This window comes from Bradyrhizobium sp. (assembly GCF_050014615.1).
GTDB lineage: Bacteria > Pseudomonadota > Alphaproteobacteria > Rhizobiales > Xanthobacteraceae > Bradyrhizobium.
On record NZ_JBEKCZ010000030.1, the window covers coordinates 35,610 to 59,602 of the forward strand.

The following is a 23,993-nucleotide window of genomic DNA, read 5'->3' on the forward strand; positions in this document are numbered from 1 at the left end:
AACGACCCCGTAAATTTGCGACCGGCAGATAACATGACGCGCGAAAACCCCGTTTCGATAACCACGCATTTACCAACCGGGCTTGCCGCGGTGGAGCAAGAGATCGCGCGCGCGTGCCGCGAAGCGCGCCGGGATCGCGCATCGGTAACGCTGGTCGCGGTGTCCAAGACGTTCGACGCCGATGCGATCGTGCCGGTGATCGGCGCCGGGCAACGCGTATTCGGCGAAAATCGCGTGCAGGAAGCCAAGGCAAAATGGCCAGGGTTAATGTCGGCTTACCCCGGCATCGCGCTGCATCTGATCGGGCCGCTGCAATCCAACAAGGCGAAGGAAGCCGTGGCGCTGTTCGACGCCATCCATTCGGTCGACCGTCCGAGCATTTGCGAAGCGTTAGCCAAGGAAATCGTTTCTCAAAAACGACGACCGCAATTGTTCGTCCAGCTCAACACCGGCGAGGAGCCGCAAAAGGCCGGTGTCGCACCCGCCGAGGCGGATGGCTTCATCGCCCGCTGCCGCGAAAAATACGGTTTGACGATCTCCGGGTTGATGTGCATTCCGCCGGTCGACGAGGCGCCGGCGCCGCATTTCGCGCTGACTGCCAAGATCGCCGCGCGCAACGGCCTTGCGAATCTGTCGATGGGCATGAGCGCCGATTTTGCGATCGCGATTGCGTTCGGTGCGACCCATGTGCGCGTCGGCTCGGCGATTTTCGGTACCCGATAAGCGCGGTTTTGGCGCGCCCTTCTTGTTTCTCAGCCAATGACAATCCTGGTCTGCGGCCCCAGTCGCCTCAACAGTTGCAGCATTGCCGATTTCGTCATCGAAACGCATCCGGCGGTCGGTCCGAAATTCTCGCGGGCCAAATGCAGGAATACCGCGCTGCCGAGGCCGGCGATGCGCGGAGAAGTGTTGTGATCGATCTCGACAATGAAATCATAGAGGTGGTCGTCACGCGTCAGCCGGTCGCCGCCGTGATCGCGATCCAGCCGGAGCGGTTGATTGTAATGGCGGCTGTAAGGGTCCTCGCACCAGGCATCCTCGGGCCGGATGGCGCGGCTGGGCAGAAACGTGCGGGGTCGCGGGTGACGGTCGGCGCGCCACCATAATTGCCGCGGCCGGAAGGTGCCCCTCGGGGTCCCGCCGTCACCCTCGCGCTTGTTGGCGATGATGCCCCCGCGACCAAGTGCCACTGGGACCGGCTGGCCGGAGGCCATCAGCCAGCCCCGGCGGGGATCGCCCGCGGCGGCGCGTATCCAGATCGCGGAAAGCGGCCGATCACATAGGTTTGTCTGATAAGCGGTTGAAATACCGGAAGTTTCCATGCGCTTCATGAGTCTCCCGACAGCCGCCCGCAACTATTCTATTTCGCGGCATTACAGGACATTCATCTAAATGCCCGCGAATTCTGGAGTAGACTGCCTTTCGGCTTGTGAATCCGTAACAGTTCCCTACCTCAAGACGAACAAGACCTGTCAAACCCTGACTTTGCCAACCAAGACAAAAGACCAACCAAGACTTGGCTCAAGCCGTTTTCGCTCGCGCCGCCGCCCCTAGAGGATTTTACCCATGGCCAATGCCCGCAAGATCCTGATCGTGGATGACGATACCGATCTGCGCGATACTTTGGTGGAGCAGCTATCGCTGCACGACGAGTTCGAAGCCTCCGCGGTCGACACCGGCGCCAAAGGTGCCACCGCCGCCAAGGCCGACGCTCCCGACCTGGTGCTGATGGACGTAGGGTTGCCGGATACCGATGGCCGTGAAGTCGTGCGCAGCCTGCGCAAAGGTGGCTTCAAGGCCCCGATCATCATGCTGACCGGCCATGACACCGATTCGGACACCATCCTGGGGCTCGAATCGGGCGCCAATGATTATGTCGCCAAGCCGTTCCGCTTCGCGGTGCTGCTGGCACGGATCCGGGCGCAGCTGCGCCAGCATGAAGCCAGCGAAGACGCGGTTTTTTCGGTGGGCCCCTACAGCTTCCGTCCGGGCTCCAAGATGCTGACCGGCGCCAATGCCCGGAAAGTGCGTCTGACCGAGAAGGAAACCGCGATTCTGCGGTTCCTGTATCGTGCCGGCCAGCTGCCGGTATCGCGCGAGACGCTGCTGCAGGAAGTCTGGGGTTATAATTCGGGCGTCACCACCCATACCCTGGAAACCCACATCTACCGGCTGCGCCAGAAGATCGAGAAAGATGCTGCCAATCCCGAGATATTGGTGACGGAAGCCGGTGGCTACAAGCTGGTGCCGTGATACGATTCGGGTAACGAATCGCTATCGCGCAACCGGTTTTCCATGTCGATCGAAGACGATGTTGCCCTGCTCGAGCGCGTCCCGACACTGCGCCTGTTGGGGACCACGGCTCTGCGCATGCTGGCGATCGGCTCCGAGCAGCGCGACATCGCGCGGGGCGATTTGCTCTTCAGTGCGGGCGACGATGCCGATGCCGGATTTATCGTCCAGCGTGGCGCGTTCCGCATTGACGACAGCAGTGGCGCCGAGATCATCGCGGGCCCGGGCGCATTGATCGGCGAACTGGCCCTGGTTGTTGCGATGCAACGACCCTCCACCGCGCTCGCCATCGAACATTCCTCGGTGATCCGGGTCGCGCGCAGTCTGTTTCAGCGCGTTCTGGAGAGCGATCCGGTGGCGGCGCGCCGGCTGCGCGACGAATTTGCCAATCGGACCAGCCAGATCGCCAGCGATATCCTGATGGCGGGTGCGAAGCTGAGCATTTAGCTGTTGTATCTATCTGGTCGTCCCGGCGAACGCCGGGACCCATACGCCGCGGCTTATCGATTGAGACGCAGTGTCAAACACCTTCTTTCGTAACTATGGCCTGGGGCTATGGGTCCCCGCTCCTGTGCGCAATTGCGCACCAGGCGGGGACGACGGAGCAGCTCACACCTCCAGCGTCACCGTCACCGGAACGTGGTCTGACGGACGCTCCCAGCCGCGCGCATCCCGGGTGATCCGGAAATCGCGGATGCCGTCCTTGAGCGCGCGCGATACCCAGATGTGATCGAGCCTGCGGCCGCGATCGGCCAGCGTCCAGTCCGCGGCGCGGTAGCTCCACCACGTATAGACCTTTTCCGACAGCGGGATGCGTTCGCGCGCGACATCGATCCAGTCGCCATGGGTCTGTGCCGCCAGTAGCTTCTCGCATTCGATCGGGGTATGCGACACGACTTTCAACAATTGCCTGTGCGACCAGACGTCGTTCTCATGCGGGGCCACATTGAGATCGCCGACCAGGATATGGCGATCGTCACCGCGCGGATGCAGCGGCTCGCACGTCTTCATCTCATCGAGGAAGCGCAGCTTGTGCTCGAATTTCGGATTGAGCGCGGGATCCGGAATATCCCCGCCGGCCGGCACATAAAAATTGTGCAGCACCAGCGGCTTTGACAGCTGCGCGCTCTCGCCGAACCTGACCGAGATGTGACGCGAATCGATCTTGTCGCAGAAGGTGCGGATATCGGTGGTCTCGAACGGCAGTTTCGAGACCACCGCGACGCCATGATAGCCCTTTTGCCCGTTCAGCGCGACGTGCTCATAGCCCAGACGCTTGAAGCGCTTGAGCGGAAATGCATCATCGATGCATTTGGTTTCCTGCAGGCACAGCACATCCGGCCTCGCCGATTTGAGGAATTTCGCCACGATATCGATGCGCAGGCGCACCGAATTGATATTCCAGGTTGTCAGGGAAAGGCGCATGGGGACCGGCAAGGCGTCAAGACGTGCGTGATGACGCACGTCCTGGCCTCGCAATCAAGAATGATTTTCTAACGCCCGGTCTGGAACGGGAGAATCGGCTCTAGAGCATGATCCGGAAAAGTGGGAACCGGTTTTCCGAAAAGATCATGCTCAAACAAGAAGATGGACGACGAGCATGATTCAACGCAGTTGAATCATGCTCTAGCCTGGCGGGAACGTATGGTCGCTGAAATCGATCTTGAACATGCCGGGATCGACTTTCTTGGAAGTATCCAGATTGTAAACCGCAACCGTGGTGTCGTAGCCTTGCGGGTCGGTCACGGTCCACTGCTTGAGCTGGCCGTCCTTGGCGCCGACCATCAGCATCAGGCGGCTGGTGCCGATCAGCATCTGCTTCTCTTCGATGGTGACGCTGATGAAAACATCATCGGCCGTCACGCTCACGACATTGGTGTCTTTCAACAGGTCGATGCGGTCCGACAGCAGATACCGCAGCGGCGTCTGCGACAGCGGATAGATGTCCTGGGTCGCCAGATTGCGGTCGCGCACGGCAACCATCGATCCGTCGGCGATGATCGCGATCGGGCTCGGCGCCGCATATTCGAAACGCACCTTGCCGGGCTTCTGGATGTAGAAATCGCCCTTGGTCTTGCTGCCGTCGGGCCCGACCTGGACGAAGTTTCCAGCCAGCGTCTGCAGCGACGACAGATAGGAGCTCACCCGGGCGGCCTGTGCCTTTTGATTGGCATCGAAGGACGCAAAAATATTGGCTGGAACATTCCGGCGCGGATCCGGGATCACGGGATTGGGCGGGGGAGCCGGCGTGGCCCCGGTCGTGATCGGACCCCTTTGCTGGTCGGACGCGCTCATCTGCGTGTCGCGGGCTTTGGGCGCGGGTTTGGGAATCGGAACGGTCTGCGCACGAGACGGCATCACCATCGCGCCGATCGATGTCGCGATCAGCAACGCCAAGGCAATACGCGCAACGCGGACCCCGAATTGTTCTGCCATTCGATGTTTCTGATTTCTAGTCAACGCATCGTCCTGCCTGGCTGTTCGCCCTTTTATCGCGCTTTCCGCAAAAGGAAATATCGTTTTTACGTGAAAGCATGGCGCCAATTCGCGTCATCCCAATTGTTGTGATCTCTTGGCTCGATACCGCCTTTAAAAGCGGCTTTCTTCCTCTTCGACCAGAATTTCGCGCTTTCCGGCGTGATTGGCCTGGCCGACGATGCCCTCGAGTTCCATACGCTCCATCAGCGACGCGGCGCGATTATATCCGATTTGCAGCCGGCGTTGAATGTAGCTGGTGGAGGCCTTGCGGTCGCGCTTGACGATCGCCACGGCCTGCGAGAACAGGTCGCCGCCGCCTTCGCTACCCATGCCGGTGGAATCGAATACCGCGCCGTCTTCGTCGGTGGGCTCCTCCGCCGTGACCGCTTCCAGGTATTCCGGCTGACCCTGCGACTTGAGATGGCGCACCACCTTTTCGACCTCTTCGTCTGAGACGAAGGGTCCGTGCACGCGGCTGATGCGTCCGCCGCCGGCCATATAGAGCATGTCGCCCTGCCCGAGCAGTTGCTCGGCGCCCATCTCGCCGAGGATGGTGCGGCTGTCGATTTTCGAGGTGACCTGAAACGAGATACGGGTCGGGAAGTTGGCCTTGATGGTGCCGGTGATGACGTCGACCGACGGCCGTTGGGTGGCGAGGATCACATGCAGCCCGGCGGCACGCGCCATTTGCGCCAGCCGTTGTACCGCGCCTTCGATATCCTTGCCGGCGACCATCATGAGGTCAGCCATTTCGTCGACGATGATGACGATATAGGGCAGCGGGTCGAGATCGAGCTTCTCGTCCTCATAGACCGCCTTGCCGGTTTCCTTGTCGAAGCCGGTATGCACCGTACGCGTCAGCTCCTCGCCCTTGGACCTGGCTTCCACCAGACGCGCATTGTAGCCGTCGATGTTGCGCACCCCGAGCTTGGACATTTTCTTGTAGCGCTCCTCCATCTCGCGCACCGCCCATTTCAGCGCGACCACGGCCTTCTTCGGGTCGGTCACGACGGGGGTCAGCAAATGCGGGATGCCGTCATAGACGGAGAGCTCGAGCATCTTGGGATCGACCATGATCAGCCGGCACTGATCCGGCCGCAGCCGATAGACCAGGCTGAGGATCATGGTGTTGATGGCGACCGATTTGCCGGAGCCGGTGGTGCCGGCGATCAACAGATGCGGCATGCGCGCGAGATCGACGATGATGGATTCGCCGCCGATGTTCTTGCCGAGACAGAGCGGAAGCTTGGCGACGGATTCGTTGCCATCCTTGACCGCCAGCAATTCGCGCAAATAGACCTTTTCCCGATGGGCGTTCGGCAGTTCGATGCCGATGGCGTTGCGGCCGGGAACGACGGCGACGCGGGCCGAGAGCGCGCTCATCGAACGCGCGATGTCGTCAGCCAGCCCGATCACGCGCGACGATTTGATGCCGGGCGCGGGCTCGAGTTCGTACAATGTCACCACCGGACCGGGATGAGCCTTGACGATGTCGCCGCGGACGCCGAAATCGCCGAGCACGCCTTCCAGCGCCCGCGAGTTGGTTTCCAGTTCGGACTTGCTGAGCGGCTGGCGGTCCGAGGCCTTGGGGGCCGTCAGCACCGACACCGAGGGCAGCTCGAACCTGTCGGATGATTTGCGCTGAGGTGCCTTCGGCGCGGCCTTCTTGCGCGGCGTGCGTGCCGCGGGAATTTCGTCCTCTTCCTCGTCTTCGGAATCTTCTTCGGCCTGCGGTGCCAGCGAGGGAGCCGTACGGCCGCCAAGATTTGGTTCCTGGCGTTCGAAAGCAGCGGCGCGCGGCGCCGGCGAACTTGCGACCAGCCTGCCGTAAGCCAGGGACAGCAACCATCCGAGCCGTGCCTTCGCGCTCATCGCGGCGTGGAATAGCCATCCCAGCGAGACCGAGCCGCCGTCTTCTTCTTCTGCGAATGGCGTGTCGTCGTCCTCGATCGGCGTCAATTCCTCTTCCTGCGGTCGTGAACCCATGCCGCTGGCGATGAGGAAGGTCGCGACCATCGCCGCGCCCAGGATGATTCCGAGCACCAGGCAATAGATAAACCCGGGAGGGCCGAACACGACCGCGGGCGCGCGCACCAGCGCGTCGCCGACTACGCCGCCGAGCCCGGTCGGCAGCGGCCATGCTCCGCCGTGCGGCCAGCAGCTTGCAAAGCCCGCCGCTATCACCGTGCACAAGATCCAGCATCCGATCCGCAAGGCTTCGCGGTCGAAGCTGCGGTGGGTCAGCATGCGCCAACCCCACACAGCCACCGGCAGGATCAGCATGATCGCGCCAAGGCCGAGAATCTGCATCAGGAGATCGGCGCCGATGGCGCCGGGATAGCCGGCGATATTGCGGATCGCGCGCGATGTCGCGTGGCTGAGGCTCGGATCCTGCACCGACCATGTCATCAGCGCCGCCGCCGTGGCGCCGGACAGTACCAGCAATCCCAGACCGGCGAGCTCGCGCAGCCGTCGCGCCAGCACCTCGCGGATGGCCGCCGGCAACTGGCCGACCAGGGGGATGACACGTTCGATCGCTGGCATGCTCATGGGGCCCCGCGATTAATCGAGAATTTCGACCAGCCGGTGCAATGCATCGGCTGTTGTTTCACGGTCCTGTACCAGCGCCAGCCGAATGTAGCCGGCGCCGGGATTGCTGCCGTCGGGTTGCTGCCGCGCCAGGTAACTTCCGGGCACCACGCGCACGCCGCCGTCCCTGTACAGCTTCACCGTCGCGGCTTCGTCGCCACCATGGGCCGACACATCGAGCCACACGCAGAACCCGCCGGCCGGGCGACGATAGCCATAACGATTGCCGAGGATCTGGTCGGCGAGATCGAATTTGAGACGGTAGAGTCTTCGATTCTCCTCGACATGCGCTTCGTCGCCATAGGCGGCGACGGCGACGTGCTGCAGCGGTACCGGCACCTGGGGCGCGGCGACATTGCGCAGTTCGTGATACATGCCGAGGAATTTCTTATCGCCGGCGGCAAAGCCGACCCGCATGCCCGGCAGGTTCGAGCGCTTCGAGAGCGACTGAAACGCGACCACATTGGTGAAGTCGGGTCCGGCGCATTCCAGCATGCTGCCGGGCGCCTGTTGGGTATAGATCTCCGAATAGCATTCGTCGCTCAGGATCATGAAGCCGAAGCGATCGGCGAGTTTTTTCAGCTGGCCGAAATATTCCCTTGAGGCCACCGCGCCCTGCGGATTCGCCGGCGACGCAATGTAGATCGCCACGGTTCTGGCCAGCGTCGCGTCATCGAGCGCATCGAGATCGGGCAGGAAGCCGTTGGCCAGCGTGGTCGGCAGATAAATCGGCTCGCAACCCGCGGCGCGGGCCCCGGCGCCGTAGGCCGGGTAAAATGGATTGGGCAGCAGGATGGCCGGTCTGCCCTTACGCTCGCCGACGTAGCGGGCCGCCGTGATCGCTGCGAAAAACAATCCCTCGCGGCTGCCATTGAGCACCAGAAGCTCGGTTTCGGGATCGATTCCCCGCGGCAGGTCAAATCGGGTGGAAAGCCAGTTCGCGGCCGCCTTCCGGAACGGCTCGATACCCCTGGCGATGGGATAGCGGCCGAAATCGGCGATGTGCCTGGCCAATACCGGGCCGACGAAGTCCGGCACCGGATGCTGCGGCTCGCCCAATGATAGCGTTATCAAGGGCTTGGCGGGCTGATACGGCGCCAGCAATTCAGTCAACCGCGCGAATGGCGAGCGTTCGCTTTCCGGACTTCCGGCGCCCTGCGGCGCGCGGGATGAAGCGGTCATGGCCATACTTGTCGCGCCAGCACTCTTGAAGCCGCCGATCGTAGGGTGAGACCGGCCGGAAATGGATCAAACCACCATAGATACGGCGAGGTTAAGACACGATTAACCATCGACGGAACTGGACAATTTGCTCGGTATTACCATATCAATTCGAAGTATTACTTTTGGAGGCTTGCGATGGCAACCACGGTCACGAGCAAGGGCCAAGTGACAATCCCAAAACCGGTCCGCGATCATATGGGAATCGGCCCCGGCAGTCAGGTCGCGTTCAGGCGTGCCGCCGACGGCAGCATCGTCATTGAGAAGGCCGACGGAACGCGTCAGCCAAGCCGACTCGCGAAGCTGCGCGGCATTGCCGGTCCCGGACTTTCCACCGATGAGATCATGGCGATGACCCGCGGGGAGTAGTCCCCGTGACATTGGTGGATTCGAACGTCCTGATCGACGTCTTCACCGACGATCCTCGTTGGTATAGCTGGTCCTCGGAGCAGCTGGAGGCCGCGGACCTTAATGGACCGCTGCTGATCAATGATGTGATTTATGCCGAGACCTCAGTCCGCTTTCGAAGCATCGAAGATTTTGATGCAGCGTTGGCCACTGCGGGCATCAAGGTCGTGCCAATCCCGCGAATGGCACTCTTTCTCGCAGGCAAAGCCTTCACGCAATACCGCAGTGCCGGGGGCATTCGCACGGGCGTACTACCGGACTTGTTTATCGGCGCTCATGCTGATGTCGAGCGCTTGCCGTTGCTGACGCGCGATGCTCGGCGGTATCGAAATTATTTTCCGACAGCGAGGTTGATCGCGCCGCAGGCGGATGAAACATAAGTGATGCTTATTGCTCAAAAAGAAAGGGGCTCCAACTTGCGCTGGAGCCCCTCAACGGTCGGGGCATTGCCGGGTATGTGCCCAAACCGTAGTTCTGGGCGCGATCTCAGGAGATCGCGTCCCGGGAGAACTCACATATTGTAGGCGCGCTCGGTGTGCTCGGTGATATCGAGACCTTCGCGTTCGCTCTCGACATTGGCACGCAGGCCGACGATGACGTCGACGACCTTGTAGAGGATCGCCGAACCGATGCCCGACCACACCAGCGTGGTGCCGACGCCCCAGCACTGCGAGATCATCTGCGCCGTGAAGTCGTAGTCGGCGATCTTGCCGGTGGTGTAGTCCATGATGCCGGCGCCGCCGAGCGCCGGATTGACCAGGATGCCGGTGCCAAGCGCGCCGATGATTCCGCCGACGCAGTGGACGCCGAACACGTCGAGCGAGTCGTCGTAGCCGAGCGCGTTCTTCACCACGGTGACGAAGAACAGGCAGACCACACCGACGACGAGGCCGAGCACGATCGCTCCCATCGGACCGGCGTAGCCGGCCGCGGGGGTGACCGCGACGAGGCCCGCCACGGCGCCCGAGATGGCGCCGAGCACCGAGGGATGGCCCTTGATCATCCACTCCGCGAACATCCACGACAGCGCCGCCGCCGCGGTTGCGACGAAGGAGTTGGTCATGGCGAGCGCGGCGCCGCCATTGGCTTCGAGATTCGATCCGGCGTTGAAGCCGAACCAGCCGACCCACAGCAGTGACGCGCCGATCATGGACATGGTCAGCGAGTGCGGGGCCATCAGATCCTTGCCGTAACCGGTACGCTTGCCGATGATCAGCGCGCCGACGAGGCCTGCGATGCCGGCATTGATGTGCACCACGGTGCCGCCAGCGAAGTCGATCGCGCCCTTCTTGAAGACCCAGCCGGCGTCGGCGTTGACTTCATCGAGCTTGGCTTGCGCCGCGGTCTTCGCCGCCGCATCACCGGCCGCAGCAAGAGCCTTGACCGCATCGGAGATCGCGTCCGGTCCGGCCCAGTACCAAACCATGTGCGCGATCGGGAAATAGATCAGGGTCGCCCAGAGCGGGATGAACAGGGCAACCGCGGAGAATTTCATGCGTTCGGCGAAGGCGCCGACGATCAGCGCGGGGGTAATGGCCGCGAAGGTCATCTGGAAGCAGACATACACCAGCTCGGAGATATTGGCGTCGACGCTGAAGGTCGCGGCCTTGGAGTCCGGCGTCACGCCCATCAGGAAGGCTTTCGAGAAGCCGCCGATGAAGTCGGAGCCTCCGGTGAAGGCGAGGCTGTAGCCGTAAAGCGCCCAGAGGATAGTGACCATGCACACGGTGTAGAACACCTGCATCAGTACCGAGAGCATGTTCTTGGAGCGGACCAGGCCGCCATAGAACAGCGCAAGGCCGGGGATCGTCATCAACAGCACCAGCACTGTCGAGGTCAGCATCCAGGCATTGTCGCCCTTGTTGACAGTTGGCTCCGCATAGGCAGCGGTCGCGGCGAACAGACCGACTGCGAGGGCCGCCAATCCCGCGCTATAGGGACGCTTGAACGTCATTGATTTTACTCCTGATTGAATAAGGGTGAGCGCGAAATCAGAGGGCCGCGGCATCGGCCTCGCCGGTGCGGATGCGGACCGCATGGTCGAGGTTGATGACGAAGATCTTACCGTCGCCGATTTGTCCGGTTTTTGCAGCTGACGTGATTGCGTCAATGGTTTTGTCGACCTGATCGGTAGCGACAGCGACCTCAATCTTGATCTTGGGCAGGAAGCTCACCGCATATTCAGCGCCGCGATAGATTTCCGTATGGCCCTTCTGCCGGCCATATCCCTTGACTTCCGTCACCGTTAGACCGTGAACGCCGATGGCGGTCAGGGCGTCACGGACTTCTTCGAGCTTGAATGGCTTGATGATCGCCATAACAATTTTCATGGGTCGTATCCCCGCTTGGGCCCAATCCCGACTTGATCGAGCGTTCTCGACTGAGGTTCACCACGGAGAAGTTCACTACGCGGGCACAGCCAGAACTGGTAGAATCAAATGCCGTGCCAGATCGGCTGCATTCCCTAACGGACTATGAACGCGGACCTTTTCGGGGTTTGTCGGGTCCCTTCGAAACTGCGCTATTCGGTCGCGCCTAAAGCCTAGCCAGGGCCGCCTAAAAAGAGGGCATGACAGGCTGCCGACATAATGATGCACATGGGGAGGGCAGACAAAAGGTATTTGGATGGGGAATTTCCCGCCCCGCCATATGGTGTTGCGAAATATCGAGGCCTTCAGGCCTGTGCCCCCCGGCGCCGAGAAACGTCACGGGACGGCTGCCTCCAGCTTCTCCGGTCTGTCGTGATCAGATCAATCACACGCCAGGCGCGGTTGCCGGGTGGGACGGAAGGGCAGGAAATCAGAGCGCGTCGCTGTCGGTTTCGCCGGTCCGGATCCGCAACGCATGATCAATCGGCGTCACGAATATCTTGCCGTCGCCGATCTGTCCGGTGCGCGCACTGGCGCTGATGACCTCGACCGCCTTGTCGGCGAGATCCGATGCGACGGCGATCTCGATCCGCAACTTCGGCAGGAAATTCACCACATACTCGGCGCCGCGATAGATTTCGGTGTGACCTTTTTGACGGCCGTAACCCTTGACCTCGGTCACGGTCATGCCGCTGACCCCGATCGCGGTGAGCGCCTGGCGTACTTCGTCAAGCTTGAAGGGTTTGATGATGGCGACAACGAGCTTCATGTTCAGGCCTTCATTTTTCAGATTCGAAAGGTCAGTCACGCCTGGATTTGCGTCCCGCGCAAGTCTGGCATCTTTCCGCACCAATGGCACAAAAAGTTGCCGGCCCGACCGAAAAACAATTGCGGCGGCGAGCTTTCGCTCGGTAGCCTGCTGTACAGGTGAGGGGATCATCCGCCAAGATGCGATCTGATTGCCAGTGGCCCTGGCTGGAGGTTCTGGCCAGCGTCTCGCTGGCCCGGCTGCCCGCGATACTCTAATTTCTCGTTTTGACGCGTTTTCTCTGCGCGAACCGGTATCCGCCCCGGATATTGCTCCGGGGCAGGTTTCGCCTGAAAACGCCATGGGGGGACGGAATGTCAAACCAAGCCTGGTTCTTCGCATCCCAAGGCCAGCAGCAAGGCCCTTACTCGCAGGCTCAGCTCCAGGGTTTCATCGCCAGAGGCATCGTTACGGCGACCACCCTGGTCTGGAGCGAGGGCATGGCGAACTGGCAGCCGGCGGGGGCTATCCCGGGCCTGTTCTCGGCGGCCTCAGGCCCGCCGGCGGTGTCTGATTCGGGTGGGCCGCCGGTAAGCGCCGGGGGCTGGGGTAACGGATCGCTCGCGATCGATTTCGGAATTTGGCAGTTCATTTGGCGCTCGGTGGTGCTCATCGTTAGCGCTCTGCTCATCATCCCGCTCCCGTGGGTCTTTGTCATGTATTGCAGGTGGATGGTTTCCTGCATCCACGTCCCGGCGCGGCCAAATCTCACCTTCACGGGCACGGCGGTCACCCTTCTTCCGTGGTACTTCGGCGCGATTGTGCTCTCGATCTGTCTCGGCCTGACCGGAAACCAGTATGTCAACGCCCTCTCGATTCTGATCCAGTTCGCACTGTACTGGCTCGCCATCAAATGGCTGGTCGCCAACATCGCGTCGAACGGGCAGCCGCTCGGGCTCAGCTTCTCGGGGTCGATCTGGGGCTATCTGGGCTGGATTATCCTGGGATTCCTGTCCGTCGTCACCGTCATCGGCTGGGCGTGGGTCTATACCGCGCAGGTTCGATGGATGTGCCGTCACATTGAAGGCACGCGGCGTGAGGTCGTGTTCAACGCGACCGGATGGGCGATGCTGTGGCGGACCGTGCTGTTCAGCTGGGGCTGCGTGCTGGTGATCCCGATTCCCTGGCTGGTACGCTGGTACATGCGATGGTACGTCTCGCAAGTCGCGCTGGTCGAACCAGCGGCTTAGGCCGCGCCTACTTGCGCTCGCGCAGCGAGCCTTCCTGCGCGACCGAGGCCACCAGCGTGCCGTCCTGCTTGAAGATCAGGCCACGGGTCAGGCCGCGCCCGCCTTGCGCACTCGGCGAGTCCTGGGCGTAAAGCAGCCATTCGTCGGCGCGAAACGGCCGGTGAAACCACATCGCATGATCGAGGCTCGCCGGCATCATGCGCTTGTCGAATAGCGTCCGGCCGTAGCGCGCCATCGCCGCATCGAGCAGCGAAAAATCCGACGCATAGGCCAGCGCGCACATATGCAGCGCCGGATCGTCCGGCAGTTTTGACGCGGTGCGGATCCAGACATGGATACGGCCGTCCTCGATCTTCTGGCCGAAATAGCGGCCGAGCTCGACCGGCCGCAATTCGATCGGACGATCGGATTCATAATAGCGGCGGATGAACTCCGGCATCTCACGGAACATCGGCTGCTTTGCCATTTCCTCCGCGGTCAGTTTTTCCGGCGGCGGTACGTCGGGCATCTTGTCCTGATGGTCGAACGCGCCGTGCTCTTCCACATGAAACGACACCATGATCGAGAAGATCGCGTGGCCGTGCTGGATCGCGGTGACCCGGCGGGTCGAATAGCTCTTGCCGTCGCGCAATCGTTCGACCTCGTAGATGATCGGAATCTGCGGATCGCCCGGCAGGATGAAATAGCAATGCAGCGAATGCGGCAGCCGGCCCTCGACGGTGCGGCAGGCCGCCACCATCGCCTGTCCAATCACCTGCCCGCCGAACACCCGCTGCCAGCTCGTCTTCGGGCTGCTGCCGCGAAACATATTCACCTCGATCGGCTCCAGATCGAGAATGGAAATCAGGTCGATCAGTCCTTTGGACATCGAAGCGCTTTCGTTTCCCAGTCATTCCGGGACAAAACCAAGCCTTGAGCCGGGAATGACGATCAAGGGATACAAGGCCTTGTTTCCTGCACCTGTTTCGCCCAGCTATAATCAGGTAGCAAGTCCAGTTTCCAAGTCTCAAATCCGGTTTCCAAGTCCGGTTTTTGGCGTGAGCAGGGTCCACTATGGCGGCACAGCGAAGTATTGTCATCGGCGGCGGCGCCTTTGCCGGATTGGCGCTGGCGCTGGCGCTGCGTCAGGGCCTTGGCGCCGAGCTTCCGATCATCGTGGCCGATCCGGCGCTGGGGACAAGGCCGAGCCGCGATCCGCGCGCCACCGCCATCGTTGCCGCCTGCCGCCGGCTGTTCGATGCCATCGGGGTGTGGGATCAGGTCGCCGCCGACGCGCAGCCCATTCTCGACATGGTCGTCACCGACTCCAGGCTCGATGACGCGACCCGTCCGGTGTTTCTGACGTTTGCGGGCAATGTCGAGCCGGGCGAGCCGTTCGCACATATGATCGAAAACCGTCATCTGATCGATGTGTTGGTGCAGCGCGCCACGGCCGAGGGTATCGATCTCAGGGCCACGGCGGTGACGGATTTTGCAGCACGCAGCGATGGCGTCGATGTGACGCTGGCCGACGGCAGCGTGATCGAGGCGAGCTTGCTGGTGGCGGCCGACGGCGCGCGCTCGAAACTGCGCGAACGGGCCGGGATCGCCACCCATGGCTGGGACTACGATCAATCCGGCATCGTCGTTACGGTCGGCCACGAACGCGAGCATCATGGCCGCGCCGAAGAACATTTCCTCCCCTCCGGGCCGTTTGCGATCCTGCCGCTGCGCGGCAAACGCTCGTCACTGGTATGGACCGAGAAGCGCGCCGAGGCGGCGCGCATGGTGGCGTTGGGCGAGGACGAATTTCACGGCGAACTCGAACGGCGCTTTGGCCTGCATCTCGGCGAGATCAAGGCGCTGGACAGCCCGCGCGCGTTTCCGCTCGGCTATTTCGTGGCGCGCTCCTTTATCGGCGAGCGGCTGGCCCTGGTCGGCGACGCCGCGCATGTGATCCATCCGATCGCCGGGCAGGGGCTCAATATGGGCCTGAAGGATGTCGCAGCCCTTGCCGAGGTGATTGTCGATGCGGCGCGGCTCGGCATCGATCTCGGCCAGGCCGACGTGCTCGATCGCTATCAGCGCTGGCGGCGGTTCGACACCATGGCGATGGGGCTTGCGACCAATTCGCTCAATCTTCTGTTCTCGAACGAATCAAGGTTGTTGCGCACCGTGCGCGACATCGGATTGGGACTGGTCGATCGTGCGCCGCCGCTGAAAAATCTGTTCATCCGCCAGGCCGCGGGGCTATCGGGCGAGGTGCCGCGGCTGCTGAAGGGCGAGGCGCTGTAGGCGCAGTCGCCCTGCGAATGCGAGACGACGTACGGGACGATATCCAGCAAGATCAGCGCGCGTCGTTCGCCAGGATGAAATTCGCAACCGAATCGATCAGGACCGGGTCGAGCGCCCGCTCCGGCTGATTGTAGGCGGCCAGATCGTCGTCCTCATCGGTGACGTCGACCAGGACGTGGTTCATCTCCGGGAGCCACAGCGTTTTCGCCAGCGGAGATGCGGCGGAAAGGGCTATGAAATCAAGCCGTGCCACCTGCCGGTCACGGCCGCCTCCGACGATCAGCGTCGGCCGTTCGATCAGCTTCAGAGGATCGATCGGGTCTTCGGTAAACGCCGAAGCGATGCCGGGTTGCATCGACGGCGCGATCGCCAGTCCCTGCGGCGGCGGATCGACGATCTGCCCGGCCATCATGGCGTCGATCGCCTTCACGATCGGCTCAAGTCGGTCGGGACTGAGCTTCTTTTCAAGCTGGGCCTTGACCAGGTCGCCCTGCCGCCGCGCCGCGGTCACCAGCAAAACAAGGCGGTCGATCGGTACGCGCCGCGCGGTCAGGATGGCGACCAGGCCGCCCTCGCTATGTCCGGCCACGACGATCCGCGAGAACTTTCCGCTGCTGCGCAGATAGTTCACCAGCGCAGTTGCATCCTCGACAAAGTCCTTGAAGCGGAAATCTTCCGGTCGTCCGAATTCCGGTTTCCAGCCACCGGCACCGCGCTTGTCATAGCGAAGCGTTGCGATCTTGCGCGCGACCAGTTGCTCCGAGAGTTTCTTCAGCGTCGCCGGTTTGACTTGCGGTCCATTGCCGTCATGGTCGGTCGATCCGGAGCCCGCGATCAGAAGCACGACCGGCGGCCGTTCGACGTCGGGTGGCGTCGTCAGCACGGCGTCGATGGCGCCGACGCGAATTTTTGTTTCTTCGGCGCCGGCGCCGGCCATCGCACCACAGAGGCCGAGAATAGCGAGCGCACCAACGAGCGCAGCAAGGAGTGTCCTGGCGCGCATGGGTTACTCGATCTTCCGCGCCTCTTCCGGCAGCATGATCGGAATGCCGTCGCGAATCGGATAAGCGAGCTTCGCCTTGCGCGAGATCAGTTCCTGCCGGGCCGCGTCGAATTCAAGCGGACCCTTGGTCAGCGGACAGACCAGAATTTCCAGCAATTTGGGATCGACGGTGCCTTCAAGGCGTTCGGGCTGGGATGTCATACTCGGGTCTCCGGCGCGGGATGTCGACCCTGTAGCATATTCGCTCAAAACATGTAGCAGCGCGACGCTCTCGCAAGGCGATCCGGGGCGGTTCGTCGGGCAAGGCGCGACACCGACGTTGGGCACTGGCGCGCGGTCGGAGACCGGACCCAGGGGCCTCCTCGGCGAAAAAATGCCGACCGTGGAAATCCGCTGCCTAAGCGCAATCCAGCGTTAACGCATCAAGGTAAAAAGCATTGCTGTATTCAGGATATTTGCAGCCCGGGAATAGCGGCGGGATCTTTACGGCGGCTTTTTAGGCCGTTTACGCGGGTTTTGGGCAGATCGGGGCAACTCGGTAAAAAGAACTCAAAAAGAACCGATAGATTGCGAGCGATCTCGCTAGGCAGATTCCAATAATTCCTCTGTAAACCTGTCGGGGTGCTGGAAAAGCCATAACCGGAACGGCGAAGGATCGACATGTTAATGAATCGACGTCAAAGCGAGCGGCGCCTGTGCAGGAGTTTCGCGAAGATCCAATTCGGTACCGGTTCGCTGCCGCGCGATTGCACGGTCACGGACGTATCGGATGGCGGGGTCAAGGTGATCGCCGAAGATCTCGATATCCCTCCCGAATTCACCATCATCCTGTCGACAAGCCGTCCACGCCAATGTCGGCTGGCATGGCGGATCGGCCATGAATTCGGCGCTCAATTTATCGACTAAGTTGCAGCCGCCAGAGTCGGAGCCTGGCGCCAGCTTAATCGAAAATTAGCATTAACCTGTGAGCATTTTTCCGGGTCGGTCACCGGCCGCAGGTCAAGTAAATGCTCCAGAAATTACTCCAGCGACATCGCTTCGCAAGAATTCTCGCGTCGACCACATGGTCGGCGATTGTGGTGCTGGGGCTTTGCAGCTGCCAGACCGACGGCATGTCGGATATCACGGGGTCGCTGGGCGAGAAAACCGAAACCAGCAGCGCCGTTGAACCCGCGCACCGGGTGGAATTCTATCGTGATCGCTTTCGGGCCCATCCCGAGGACACCGAGGCGGCGCTGCAATACGGAAAGGCGCTCCGGGCGGCGGGGCAGCGGTCCCAGGCGGTCGCAGTGCTCGAACAGGCCACGATCGCTCACCCCAGCGACAAAGCCCTGCTGGCGGGCTACGGGCGGGCGCTGGCGGACAATGGCAATTTCGAGCAGGCATTCGATGTCCTCAGCCGCGCCCATACCCCGGAAAATCCGGATTGGCGGATTCTTTCGGCTCAGGGCGCGGTGCTCGATCAACTCGGCCGCGGCGAGGAAGCACGGCAGTACTATGCGAGCGCGCTGAGAATCGCGCCCGAAGAACCTTCAGTGCTGTCCAATCTCGGACTTTCATATCTCCTTGCGAAAGATCTGCCCCAGGCGGAGGAGACTTTACGCCGCGCGCATGGCCGCCCGAATGCGGATCCGCGGGTGCGGCAGAATCTCGCCTTGGTGGTTGGCCTGCGGGGCCGGGTCGCCGAGGCTGAAAGCATCTTGAAGGCCGATCGGCCGGCCGCGGAAGCGGCGGCGGATGTCGCCTATCTGAAGCGCATGTTGGCTCTGAAGGCGAATGCGCGGACCGAGGCGGATAACGTCGCGCCGAAAGCCGCCGCGCGAGCCGATTGAGGTCACCGCGCCGCGTCAGCGGTTGTTGCGGCTGACGACGCGTCGCGCTGCGCCAGACTACGATTTTTTGGAGCGCAGCTTGCTACTTTTTGGAGCGCAGCTTGCTAATGATCGGTGACAGGAACGATCCCCGCGGCTTTTTAGCGTCGCCGCGGCCGGTCATCTGTTGCGCGATCTGCACGAACATCTTGCTGGCGCGATGACCGGCGGAGATTTCCGCGATCATCTGGCCGTTATTGGCCGCGGTGCCGAACATTCGCGGGTCGAACGGAATAGACGCGATCGGCGGGCTCTCGACGGCGTCGGCGAATTCGCGCGGGGTGATTTCCGGGCGCTTGGGCATGCCGACCTGACTGAGACAATACAGCGGTGCCCGGTCATTGGGCCGCGATGTCTTCAGCATGTTCAGCATGTTCTTGGTATTGCGCAGGTTGGCGAGGTCCGGTTCGGCAACGATCAGAATATCATCCGCGCCGATCAGCGCGCGCCTGGTCCACCCCGACCATTGATGGGGAACGTCGAGCACAATGCAGGGCGTCGTCATGCGCAATGTATCGAAAATCGCATCGAAGGCTTGCTCGCCGAAGTCATAGACCCGATCGAGCGTCGCCGGCGCCGCCAGCAGGCTGAGGTGGTCGGTGCATTTCGCCAGCAACCGCTCGATGAAGGCGGTATCGGGCCGCTCGGCCGCGAACACGGCGTTCGCGATTCCCTGCAACGGATCCTTGTTGAAGTCGAGCCCGGCAGTGCCGAACGCGAGGTCGAGATCGATGACGACGGAATCCAGCGAGAGATCGCGTGCGATGGCCCAGGCGACGTTGTGCGCGACGGTGGATGCGCCGACGCCGCCTTTTGCGCCGACGATGGCGATCATGCGGCCGACAGCGACTTCCTCCGCGACCGAGAACAAGCCGCATATCGAACGGACGACATCGAGGGTATCGACCGGTCCGACCACGTAATCACTGACTCCGCGACGCACCAGTTCGCGATAGGGCGCCTCATCGTTCTCATTGCCGATCACGACGACGCGCGTTCCGGCGTCGCATACGGTTGCGAGTTGGTCGAGGCCGGCAAGGATATCGCTGTTGCCCTCGGTCTCGATAATGATCACGTTCGGCGTGGGCACCGTGCGATAGGTTTCGATGGCAGCGGCCATGCCGCCCTTCTTGATGGTCAGATGGGCCTTGCCGAGGCGTCGGTCGACGCCGGCCGCCTCTATCGCCGCCGAAGTCTCCGCGGTCACGCAGAAGGCCTGCACCGACACCCGCGGTGCCGGACTGATGTAATCCTGTGGCGATGGCGGAGGGGCGTCCGGCTGCCCTTTGGAGTTTTGACGCGCGTTGCTGCTCATTTGCCTGTATCGCTGAGTTTGGCCCTGTCGGCTTCTGGATAAGTGGTCGCGGTCGAGTTGCCTTTGCGATACTTCTCGAAGCCTTCCGAGCGCCGCATGGTATCGGCGGGAGTTTCAGACCGCGGCTGCACGAGATCCGCTGGATTGTCGATCATCGCCGCCATATTGCGCTGATAGGCACAGCCGAAATTGTGATAATCCGTGTTGTCGGAATAGCTCTTGTCCTTGATTGAAGGACCGAGATCCTCAGGCCACAGCCCGCACGGACCGGCCACCGCGGCAATCCTCGGATAACTCAGCCGGATCGTCGGCAGCGTTCGAGGGTCGTCCGGATGGTAGTGGCGCAACGTCACTGCGTGTGCGGGCACGCCGCCTGCCGCCAGCAGCGCCTTGATTTCCTGGAACGAGCTCGCCGCGGCCCGGGCATTCGGCGTATCGACCGGCACATCGGCGACGATCGCGCCAGTGCCTTCGCTAACCCATACCCGGGCTAATCCGATGACGTCGGCGCGCTGTGAAGCGGACAGGTCTCCGCGCGCGTGACCGATGAAGATGACGACGGATCGGTCGGCCTCCTGGATCGCGATCGGATGACGCAGGCGATAATCGTCGGGAACGTGCGCCGTCGCGACTTCTCCGGTGCCGGTGGAGCCGGTGATATCCGTACACGCACCCAGCGTGACCGAAAGGCCGATAAGCGCGCCCAGCAGGCCCAGGGTTCGATGCCGATTGACCGATAATGTGTTTGTCATCGTTGTGTTCTCGTTCCGCCGCCTCAGTCAATGATGAAGCCGAAATTGCCCTGATAGCCGCCAATCTGCTCGGCGCGCGCGGGGATGCCGTAGATCCGGTTGATCTGGGCAAATAGTGTGGATTGGGCATCCGACGCGGGCGCAAAGCCGTCATCGGGACGCGACAACTCTTTCTGCGCAACCGCCCGGACGATATAGGGCGTCACGATGACCATCAGCTCGGTCTGGTTCTTGACAAAGTCCTGGCTCCTGAAGAGCTGGCCGAAGATCGGCAATTCATCGACGCCGGGCAATCCGTTGACGGCTTGCTTGGTTTGCTCCTGGATCAGCCCTGCCATGGCCATCGAGCCGCCCGAGGGAATTTCCAGCGTGGTCTCCGCGCGACGGGTCTTGACCGAGGGAATCGTGGTTCCACCGGCACCGCCAGTCAAAGCATTATCGGCCGAGACTTCCGACACTTCGGTCATTACCCGCAGGCTGATCCGTCCCTCGGTCAGCACCACCGGCGTGAAATTGAGGGAGATACCGAATTTCTTGAAACTGACTGTCTGGACGCATTGTCCGATAGCGCCTCCTGTCGTCGTTTGACAGGTTACGCCGGTCGGAATCGGAAATTCGCCGCCGGAAATAAACGTGGCGGACTCGCCGGAGATGGCCGTCAGATTCGGCTCAGCCAGCGTCCGGATCACACCGGCGCTTTCCATCGCGCGCAGGGTAGCGGTGACCGAGGGCACACCAGCTTTGGTCAAGGCCGACGTGGTTACGGAGTTGCCAGATGCGAGCGGGCCGTTATTGGCGGTGAACGCATTGGTATTGTTGAAATTGACCACAGAGGTGCCGATATTCATCGTGGCACTGAGATCGACGCCCAATTGCTTGACGATATTCCGCTGCACTTCGGCGACAGTGACCTTCAACATCACCTGATCGCGGCCGCGGACGACGATGGAGTTGACGATCTTGTCGGGACCGCCCACCAGGCGCGCGACGACATCGCCTGCCTGCTGAGCCTCGATCGGACTGGACACCGAGCCGGTCAGCATGACGCCGTCGCCGATGCCTTCGACCTGGATTCCCGCAGCGGGCAGCATTTGGCGCAGCGCGGCGCGCACGCCGTTGAGATCCCGTTTGATGGCGATGTCATAAGAGGCGATTTGCTGGCCATCGGAATCGAAGAACACGACGTTGGTCTGGCCGACGGTCTCGCCGATGATGTAAGCGCGCTGCGGCGTGCGGATGACGGCGTTCGCAATCTTCGGGTCGGCGACCAGCACATCCTTGGCGTCGCGGGGCAAATCGACAATTATGGATTTGCCGATGCCGAGCGCAAGAAAGCGGACCTTCGCAGGTACGCTGGCCGAAATCGGTGCCGCAGCGTGGTCGTCGTTCGCCTGGACCGGGGCCAGCGCCGCGGTGAGCGTCAGCGCGGCAACAGCCGAAAACGACAGGGTGTGGATAAGAAACGTCCGCAACAGCCGATGGGCCCTCATATCAAGCTTCCTTCTGGTCACTTCTGTGTTGTGGTCGGGCTTGAGACGCCGTCGCGAACCGCATCGATACCGCCGGTCGCAAGAGGCGTGGTGTCGGACCCGTCAGCGGGAATGGCAGCGATGCCGCCGGCGCTGGGAGCGATCGTCAGGAAGACCAGGAAGACATTGCGTGGGATATGCATACGCTCACTCAGGATTTACGCAGGGATATTGAACTCGTCTTGGTCGCAGCCTCGCCTCTCCTGCATGACTAAGCAGTAAAGGTGTAAGCGAACTTGAGAGCCGGAGAGTTTGCGGAAAGGGACCATGGGATTTGTCCTCATGGTGAACGGGAAGTTATCGTTCGAAACGCGCCGTGGGTTCGTCGACCGATGTCGTCCCGGCCTGCGCGCGATGGCCTGGGTTGGGGCGGCCCGGCGCGGAGACAATCGCGGTTCGGCTCTTTAGTATTGTCGATGGACGGCGCTTCGCGGTGGACCGAGGCGATACAAAACCGGGGATCACCATGCGGGCAAAGGCGCGAAGCCGATGCCTGGCGCCGTCGGCGCGACGTTACGGCGTGGCGATCCGGAGCAGTTCGGCGAGCACCGCCGCCTGCCTGGCGCGCGGCAGCGGGTGATCCGACAATGCAAAGCCGACAAACGCCCAATAGAGAAGCTGCGCGCGGGCACGGGCGATGCCGGGAGAGAGCCCGGATGCCCTCAAGAGGCTTTCCACATAGCTTAGCCGGCGCCGGTCGATGGCTTGCACCGCATTTCGCGCCGCCGGGTCGTGTGCGGCCCAGGTACGGACCGCCTTTTCCAGCGCCAGCCCGCCGCCGAACGCCTGGCGCAACAGCAGCGCCACCGGATCTTCGCTGCCCGATGCGGCTTCGACATTGGCAATGATCCGCTCGGCGGCGACCTCGCGCCAATGCTTGAGGATCGCGGCGTGAAAGGCATCGACGTCGGCGAAATGCCAATAGAAGCTGCCGCGCGATACCCCCAGCGCCTTAGCCAGCGGCTCGGCCTTCAGCGCCGTAAACCCGCGGGCGGCCAGTGCCTTGAGACCCTGGTCGAGCCAATCTTTGGCGGAGAGTTGATCGGTCATGTTCTTCCCTGCGACAATCCACCATACACTACTGTATTGACTGACGCCAATGCGTCCATCAAAGTCTCCATACAGTTATGTATGGAGACCGATCCGATGCGCGATCTGCTGTTGCAATGTTCGGGCCTCGCCGCGATCGCGGTGGCCATCATCCATGGCGTGCTCGGCGAAACCAGAGTGTTCGCCCGCGCCACCATCGAGCCGCCGCGGCTGCGCAATCTGATCCGGCTCTGCTGGCAGGTCGGCACCGTCGGCTGGATTTGCGGCGGCGTGCTGTTGATCGCCGCATCCTCGATGGCGTCGGCGCCGGCGCGGCACTGGATCGTCGTCACGGTGGTGGCGATGTACGCCTTCGGCGTGATCGGCAATGCCTGGATCTTCCGGGGCCGGCATTTCGGCTGGATGGCGCTCGGTGCGGTGATCGCGCTGGCGGTGGCCGGGTATTAGGGCTTTAATATTATTGCAGCCCGGTATCGCCGCTGGTGCGCTTCTTGGCGAGGTCCATTTCGGTAACGGCGATCAGGATCTCGGCGCGGGTTTTCAAATCGGGCGCCTCGAGCATCGCCTGCTTTTCCGGCGGGCCGTAGGGCGACATCATCGCGAGCGCGTTGACCAGCGCCTCATTTGGCGCGCTTTCGACGCCTTCCCAGTCGACCTTGAGATTGTTGGCTTTCAGAAAATCCGTCAGCACTTCCAGCAACGCCTCGCGATCGACGGCTTCTTCGCCTTTGCGCGCGGTGAAATCGTCGATGTAGGGGAAATAATCCACCCTGCATTGCCGATACGGGGTTAGCACCACGACTTCCTCGATCACCTTGAAGCGTGCGATGCCGGTGAGTTCGAG

At 62.0% G+C, this 23,993-nt stretch carries 27 protein-coding genes; 10 read left to right on the forward strand and 17 right to left on the reverse strand.

Going from position 1 to position 23,993, the window contains the following annotated elements; translation table 11 throughout:
* Positions 1–33 precede the first annotated feature (33 nt).
* On the forward strand, positions 34–723 hold the full coding sequence (locus ABR948_RS07345) for a YggS family pyridoxal phosphate-dependent enzyme (RefSeq protein ID WP_428115204.1): 690 nt from the start codon (positions 34–36) through the stop codon (positions 721–723).
* 29 nt (positions 724–752) lie between these two features.
* Here ABR948_RS07345 and ABR948_RS07350 read toward each other — a convergent pair whose 3' ends face one another.
* Positions 753–1,322, reverse strand: a complete 570-nt coding sequence (locus tag ABR948_RS07350; protein ID WP_428115270.1) for a L,D-transpeptidase family protein — start codon at positions 1,320–1,322, stop codon at positions 753–755.
* A 244-nt stretch (positions 1,323–1,566) separates the two neighbouring features.
* Here ABR948_RS07350 and ABR948_RS07355 point away from each other — a divergent pair, with 244 nt between their 5' ends.
* Positions 1,567–2,253 carry a response regulator transcription factor gene (locus ABR948_RS07355; RefSeq protein ID WP_213735849.1) on the forward strand — a complete coding sequence of 229 codons (687 nt, stop codon included), beginning with the start codon at positions 1,567–1,569 and terminating at the stop codon, positions 2,251–2,253.
* 42 nt (positions 2,254–2,295) lie between these two features.
* The gene (locus ABR948_RS07360; RefSeq protein ID WP_428115208.1) at positions 2,296–2,739 is read left to right on the forward strand and encodes a Crp/Fnr family transcriptional regulator; all 444 of its coding nucleotides are present in this window, start codon (positions 2,296–2,298) and stop codon (positions 2,737–2,739) included.
* Between the two features lie 162 nt (positions 2,740–2,901).
* On the opposite strand, the gene ABR948_RS07365 is transcribed toward ABR948_RS07360, so the two are convergent.
* The 4 genes from ABR948_RS07365 to ABR948_RS07380 form a co-directional block, all read right to left on the reverse strand.
* Complete coding sequence (locus ABR948_RS07365; protein ID WP_428115210.1) at positions 2,902–3,717, reverse strand: exodeoxyribonuclease III; 816 nt, start codon at positions 3,715–3,717, stop codon at positions 2,902–2,904.
* Between the two features lie 201 nt (positions 3,718–3,918).
* The gene (locus tag ABR948_RS07370) at positions 3,919–4,728 is read right to left on the reverse strand and encodes an outer membrane lipoprotein carrier protein LolA (RefSeq protein WP_428115213.1); all 810 of its coding nucleotides are present in this window, start codon (positions 4,726–4,728) and stop codon (positions 3,919–3,921) included.
* 153 nt (positions 4,729–4,881) lie between these two features.
* Positions 4,882–7,320, reverse strand: coding sequence for a DNA translocase FtsK (locus ABR948_RS07375; RefSeq protein WP_428115216.1), 2,439 nt, complete (start codon positions 7,318–7,320; stop codon positions 4,882–4,884).
* A 12-nt stretch (positions 7,321–7,332) separates the two neighbouring features.
* Positions 7,333–8,547, reverse strand: a complete 1,215-nt coding sequence (locus ABR948_RS07380; RefSeq protein WP_428115218.1) for an aminotransferase class I/II-fold pyridoxal phosphate-dependent enzyme — start codon at positions 8,545–8,547, stop codon at positions 7,333–7,335.
* A gap of 171 nt (positions 8,548–8,718) precedes the next feature.
* Here ABR948_RS07380 and ABR948_RS07385 point away from each other — a divergent pair, with 171 nt between their 5' ends.
* Together ABR948_RS07385 and ABR948_RS07390 are read left to right on the forward strand one after the other, a co-directional pair.
* Positions 8,719–8,949 carry an AbrB/MazE/SpoVT family DNA-binding domain-containing protein gene (locus ABR948_RS07385; protein WP_428115221.1) on the forward strand — a complete coding sequence of 77 codons (231 nt, stop codon included), beginning with the start codon at positions 8,719–8,721 and terminating at the stop codon, positions 8,947–8,949.
* 5 nt (positions 8,950–8,954) lie between these two features.
* Positions 8,955–9,368 (forward strand): type II toxin-antitoxin system VapC family toxin, encoded by a 414-nt coding sequence (locus tag ABR948_RS07390; protein WP_428115223.1) that lies wholly within the window; start codon positions 8,955–8,957, stop codon positions 9,366–9,368.
* 131 nt (positions 9,369–9,499) lie between these two features.
* Here the strand turns inward: ABR948_RS07390 and ABR948_RS07395 are convergent, their stop codons facing one another.
* The 3 genes from ABR948_RS07395 to ABR948_RS07405 form a co-directional block, all read right to left on the reverse strand.
* Positions 9,500–10,942, reverse strand: a complete 1,443-nt coding sequence (locus tag ABR948_RS07395) for an ammonium transporter (protein ID WP_428115226.1) — start codon at positions 10,940–10,942, stop codon at positions 9,500–9,502.
* 37 nt (positions 10,943–10,979) lie between these two features.
* Positions 10,980–11,318 (reverse strand): P-II family nitrogen regulator, encoded by a 339-nt coding sequence (locus ABR948_RS07400; protein ID WP_008539518.1) that lies wholly within the window; start codon positions 11,316–11,318, stop codon positions 10,980–10,982.
* Positions 11,319–11,787: 469 nt separating this feature from the next.
* Positions 11,788–12,126 (reverse strand): P-II family nitrogen regulator, encoded by a 339-nt coding sequence (locus tag ABR948_RS07405; RefSeq protein ID WP_428115228.1) that lies wholly within the window; start codon positions 12,124–12,126, stop codon positions 11,788–11,790.
* Positions 12,127–12,479: 353 nt separating this feature from the next.
* Here ABR948_RS07405 and ABR948_RS07410 point away from each other — a divergent pair, with 353 nt between their 5' ends.
* Entirely contained in the window at positions 12,480–13,355 is an 876-nt protein-coding gene (locus ABR948_RS07410) for a DUF4339 domain-containing protein (RefSeq protein WP_428115230.1), read from the forward strand.
* A 7-nt stretch (positions 13,356–13,362) separates the two neighbouring features.
* On the opposite strand, the gene tesB is transcribed toward ABR948_RS07410, so the two are convergent.
* Positions 13,363–14,223 carry an acyl-CoA thioesterase II gene (gene tesB, locus ABR948_RS07415; protein ID WP_428115233.1) on the reverse strand — a complete coding sequence of 287 codons (861 nt, stop codon included), beginning with the start codon at positions 14,221–14,223 and terminating at the stop codon, positions 13,363–13,365.
* Positions 14,224–14,408: 185 nt separating this feature from the next.
* Between tesB and ABR948_RS07420 the strand changes: the two genes are divergently transcribed.
* Entirely contained in the window at positions 14,409–15,629 is a 1,221-nt protein-coding gene (locus ABR948_RS07420; RefSeq protein ID WP_428115235.1) for a ubiquinone biosynthesis hydroxylase, read from the forward strand.
* Positions 15,630–15,681: 52 nt separating this feature from the next.
* Here ABR948_RS07420 and ABR948_RS07425 read toward each other — a convergent pair whose 3' ends face one another.
* Together ABR948_RS07425 and ABR948_RS07430 are read right to left on the reverse strand one after the other, a co-directional pair.
* Positions 15,682–16,632 (reverse strand): alpha/beta hydrolase family protein, encoded by a 951-nt coding sequence (locus ABR948_RS07425; protein WP_428115238.1) that lies wholly within the window; start codon positions 16,630–16,632, stop codon positions 15,682–15,684.
* A 3-nt stretch (positions 16,633–16,635) separates the two neighbouring features.
* Positions 16,636–16,833, reverse strand: coding sequence for a Trm112 family protein (locus tag ABR948_RS07430; protein ID WP_428115240.1), 198 nt, complete (start codon positions 16,831–16,833; stop codon positions 16,636–16,638).
* Positions 16,834–17,292: 459 nt separating this feature from the next.
* Here ABR948_RS07430 and ABR948_RS07435 point away from each other — a divergent pair, with 459 nt between their 5' ends.
* Positions 17,293–17,538 (forward strand): PilZ domain-containing protein, encoded by a 246-nt coding sequence (locus tag ABR948_RS07435; protein ID WP_428115243.1) that lies wholly within the window; start codon positions 17,293–17,295, stop codon positions 17,536–17,538.
* A 101-nt stretch (positions 17,539–17,639) separates the two neighbouring features.
* Positions 17,640–18,464, forward strand: a complete 825-nt coding sequence (locus ABR948_RS07440; protein WP_428115246.1) for a tetratricopeptide repeat protein — start codon at positions 17,640–17,642, stop codon at positions 18,462–18,464.
* Between the two features lie 82 nt (positions 18,465–18,546).
* Here the strand turns inward: ABR948_RS07440 and ABR948_RS07445 are convergent, their stop codons facing one another.
* The 5 genes from ABR948_RS07445 to ABR948_RS07465 all read right to left on the reverse strand — a co-directional run bounded on the left by ABR948_RS07445 (position 18,547) and on the right by ABR948_RS07465 (position 23,149).
* Positions 18,547–19,818 carry a CpaE/TadZ family protein gene (locus ABR948_RS07445; protein WP_428115249.1) on the reverse strand — a complete coding sequence of 424 codons (1,272 nt, stop codon included), beginning with the start codon at positions 19,816–19,818 and terminating at the stop codon, positions 18,547–18,549.
* On the reverse strand, positions 19,815–20,570 hold the full coding sequence (locus ABR948_RS07450) for a CpaD family pilus assembly protein (protein ID WP_428115251.1): 756 nt from the start codon (positions 20,568–20,570) through the stop codon (positions 19,815–19,817). Before ABR948_RS07450 ends, ABR948_RS07445 begins: the two co-directional genes overlap by 4 nt.
* A gap of 23 nt (positions 20,571–20,593) precedes the next feature.
* Positions 20,594–22,060, reverse strand: a complete 1,467-nt coding sequence (locus tag ABR948_RS07455) for a type II and III secretion system protein family protein (RefSeq protein ID WP_428115254.1) — start codon at positions 22,058–22,060, stop codon at positions 20,594–20,596.
* A gap of 17 nt (positions 22,061–22,077) precedes the next feature.
* Complete coding sequence (locus ABR948_RS07460; RefSeq protein ID WP_428115257.1) at positions 22,078–22,242, reverse strand: hypothetical protein; 165 nt, start codon at positions 22,240–22,242, stop codon at positions 22,078–22,080.
* A 370-nt stretch (positions 22,243–22,612) separates the two neighbouring features.
* Entirely contained in the window at positions 22,613–23,149 is a 537-nt protein-coding gene (locus tag ABR948_RS07465) for a TetR/AcrR family transcriptional regulator (protein WP_428115259.1), read from the reverse strand.
* Positions 23,150–23,245: 96 nt separating this feature from the next.
* Between ABR948_RS07465 and ABR948_RS07470 the strand changes: the two genes are divergently transcribed.
* Entirely contained in the window at positions 23,246–23,596 is a 351-nt protein-coding gene (locus tag ABR948_RS07470) for a hypothetical protein (protein ID WP_428115262.1), read from the forward strand.
* Positions 23,597–23,606: 10 nt separating this feature from the next.
* On the opposite strand, the gene ABR948_RS07475 is transcribed toward ABR948_RS07470, so the two are convergent.
* A partial coding sequence (locus ABR948_RS07475; protein WP_428115264.1) for an LON peptidase substrate-binding domain-containing protein occupies positions 23,607–23,993 on the reverse strand: 387 nt, incomplete at its 5' end.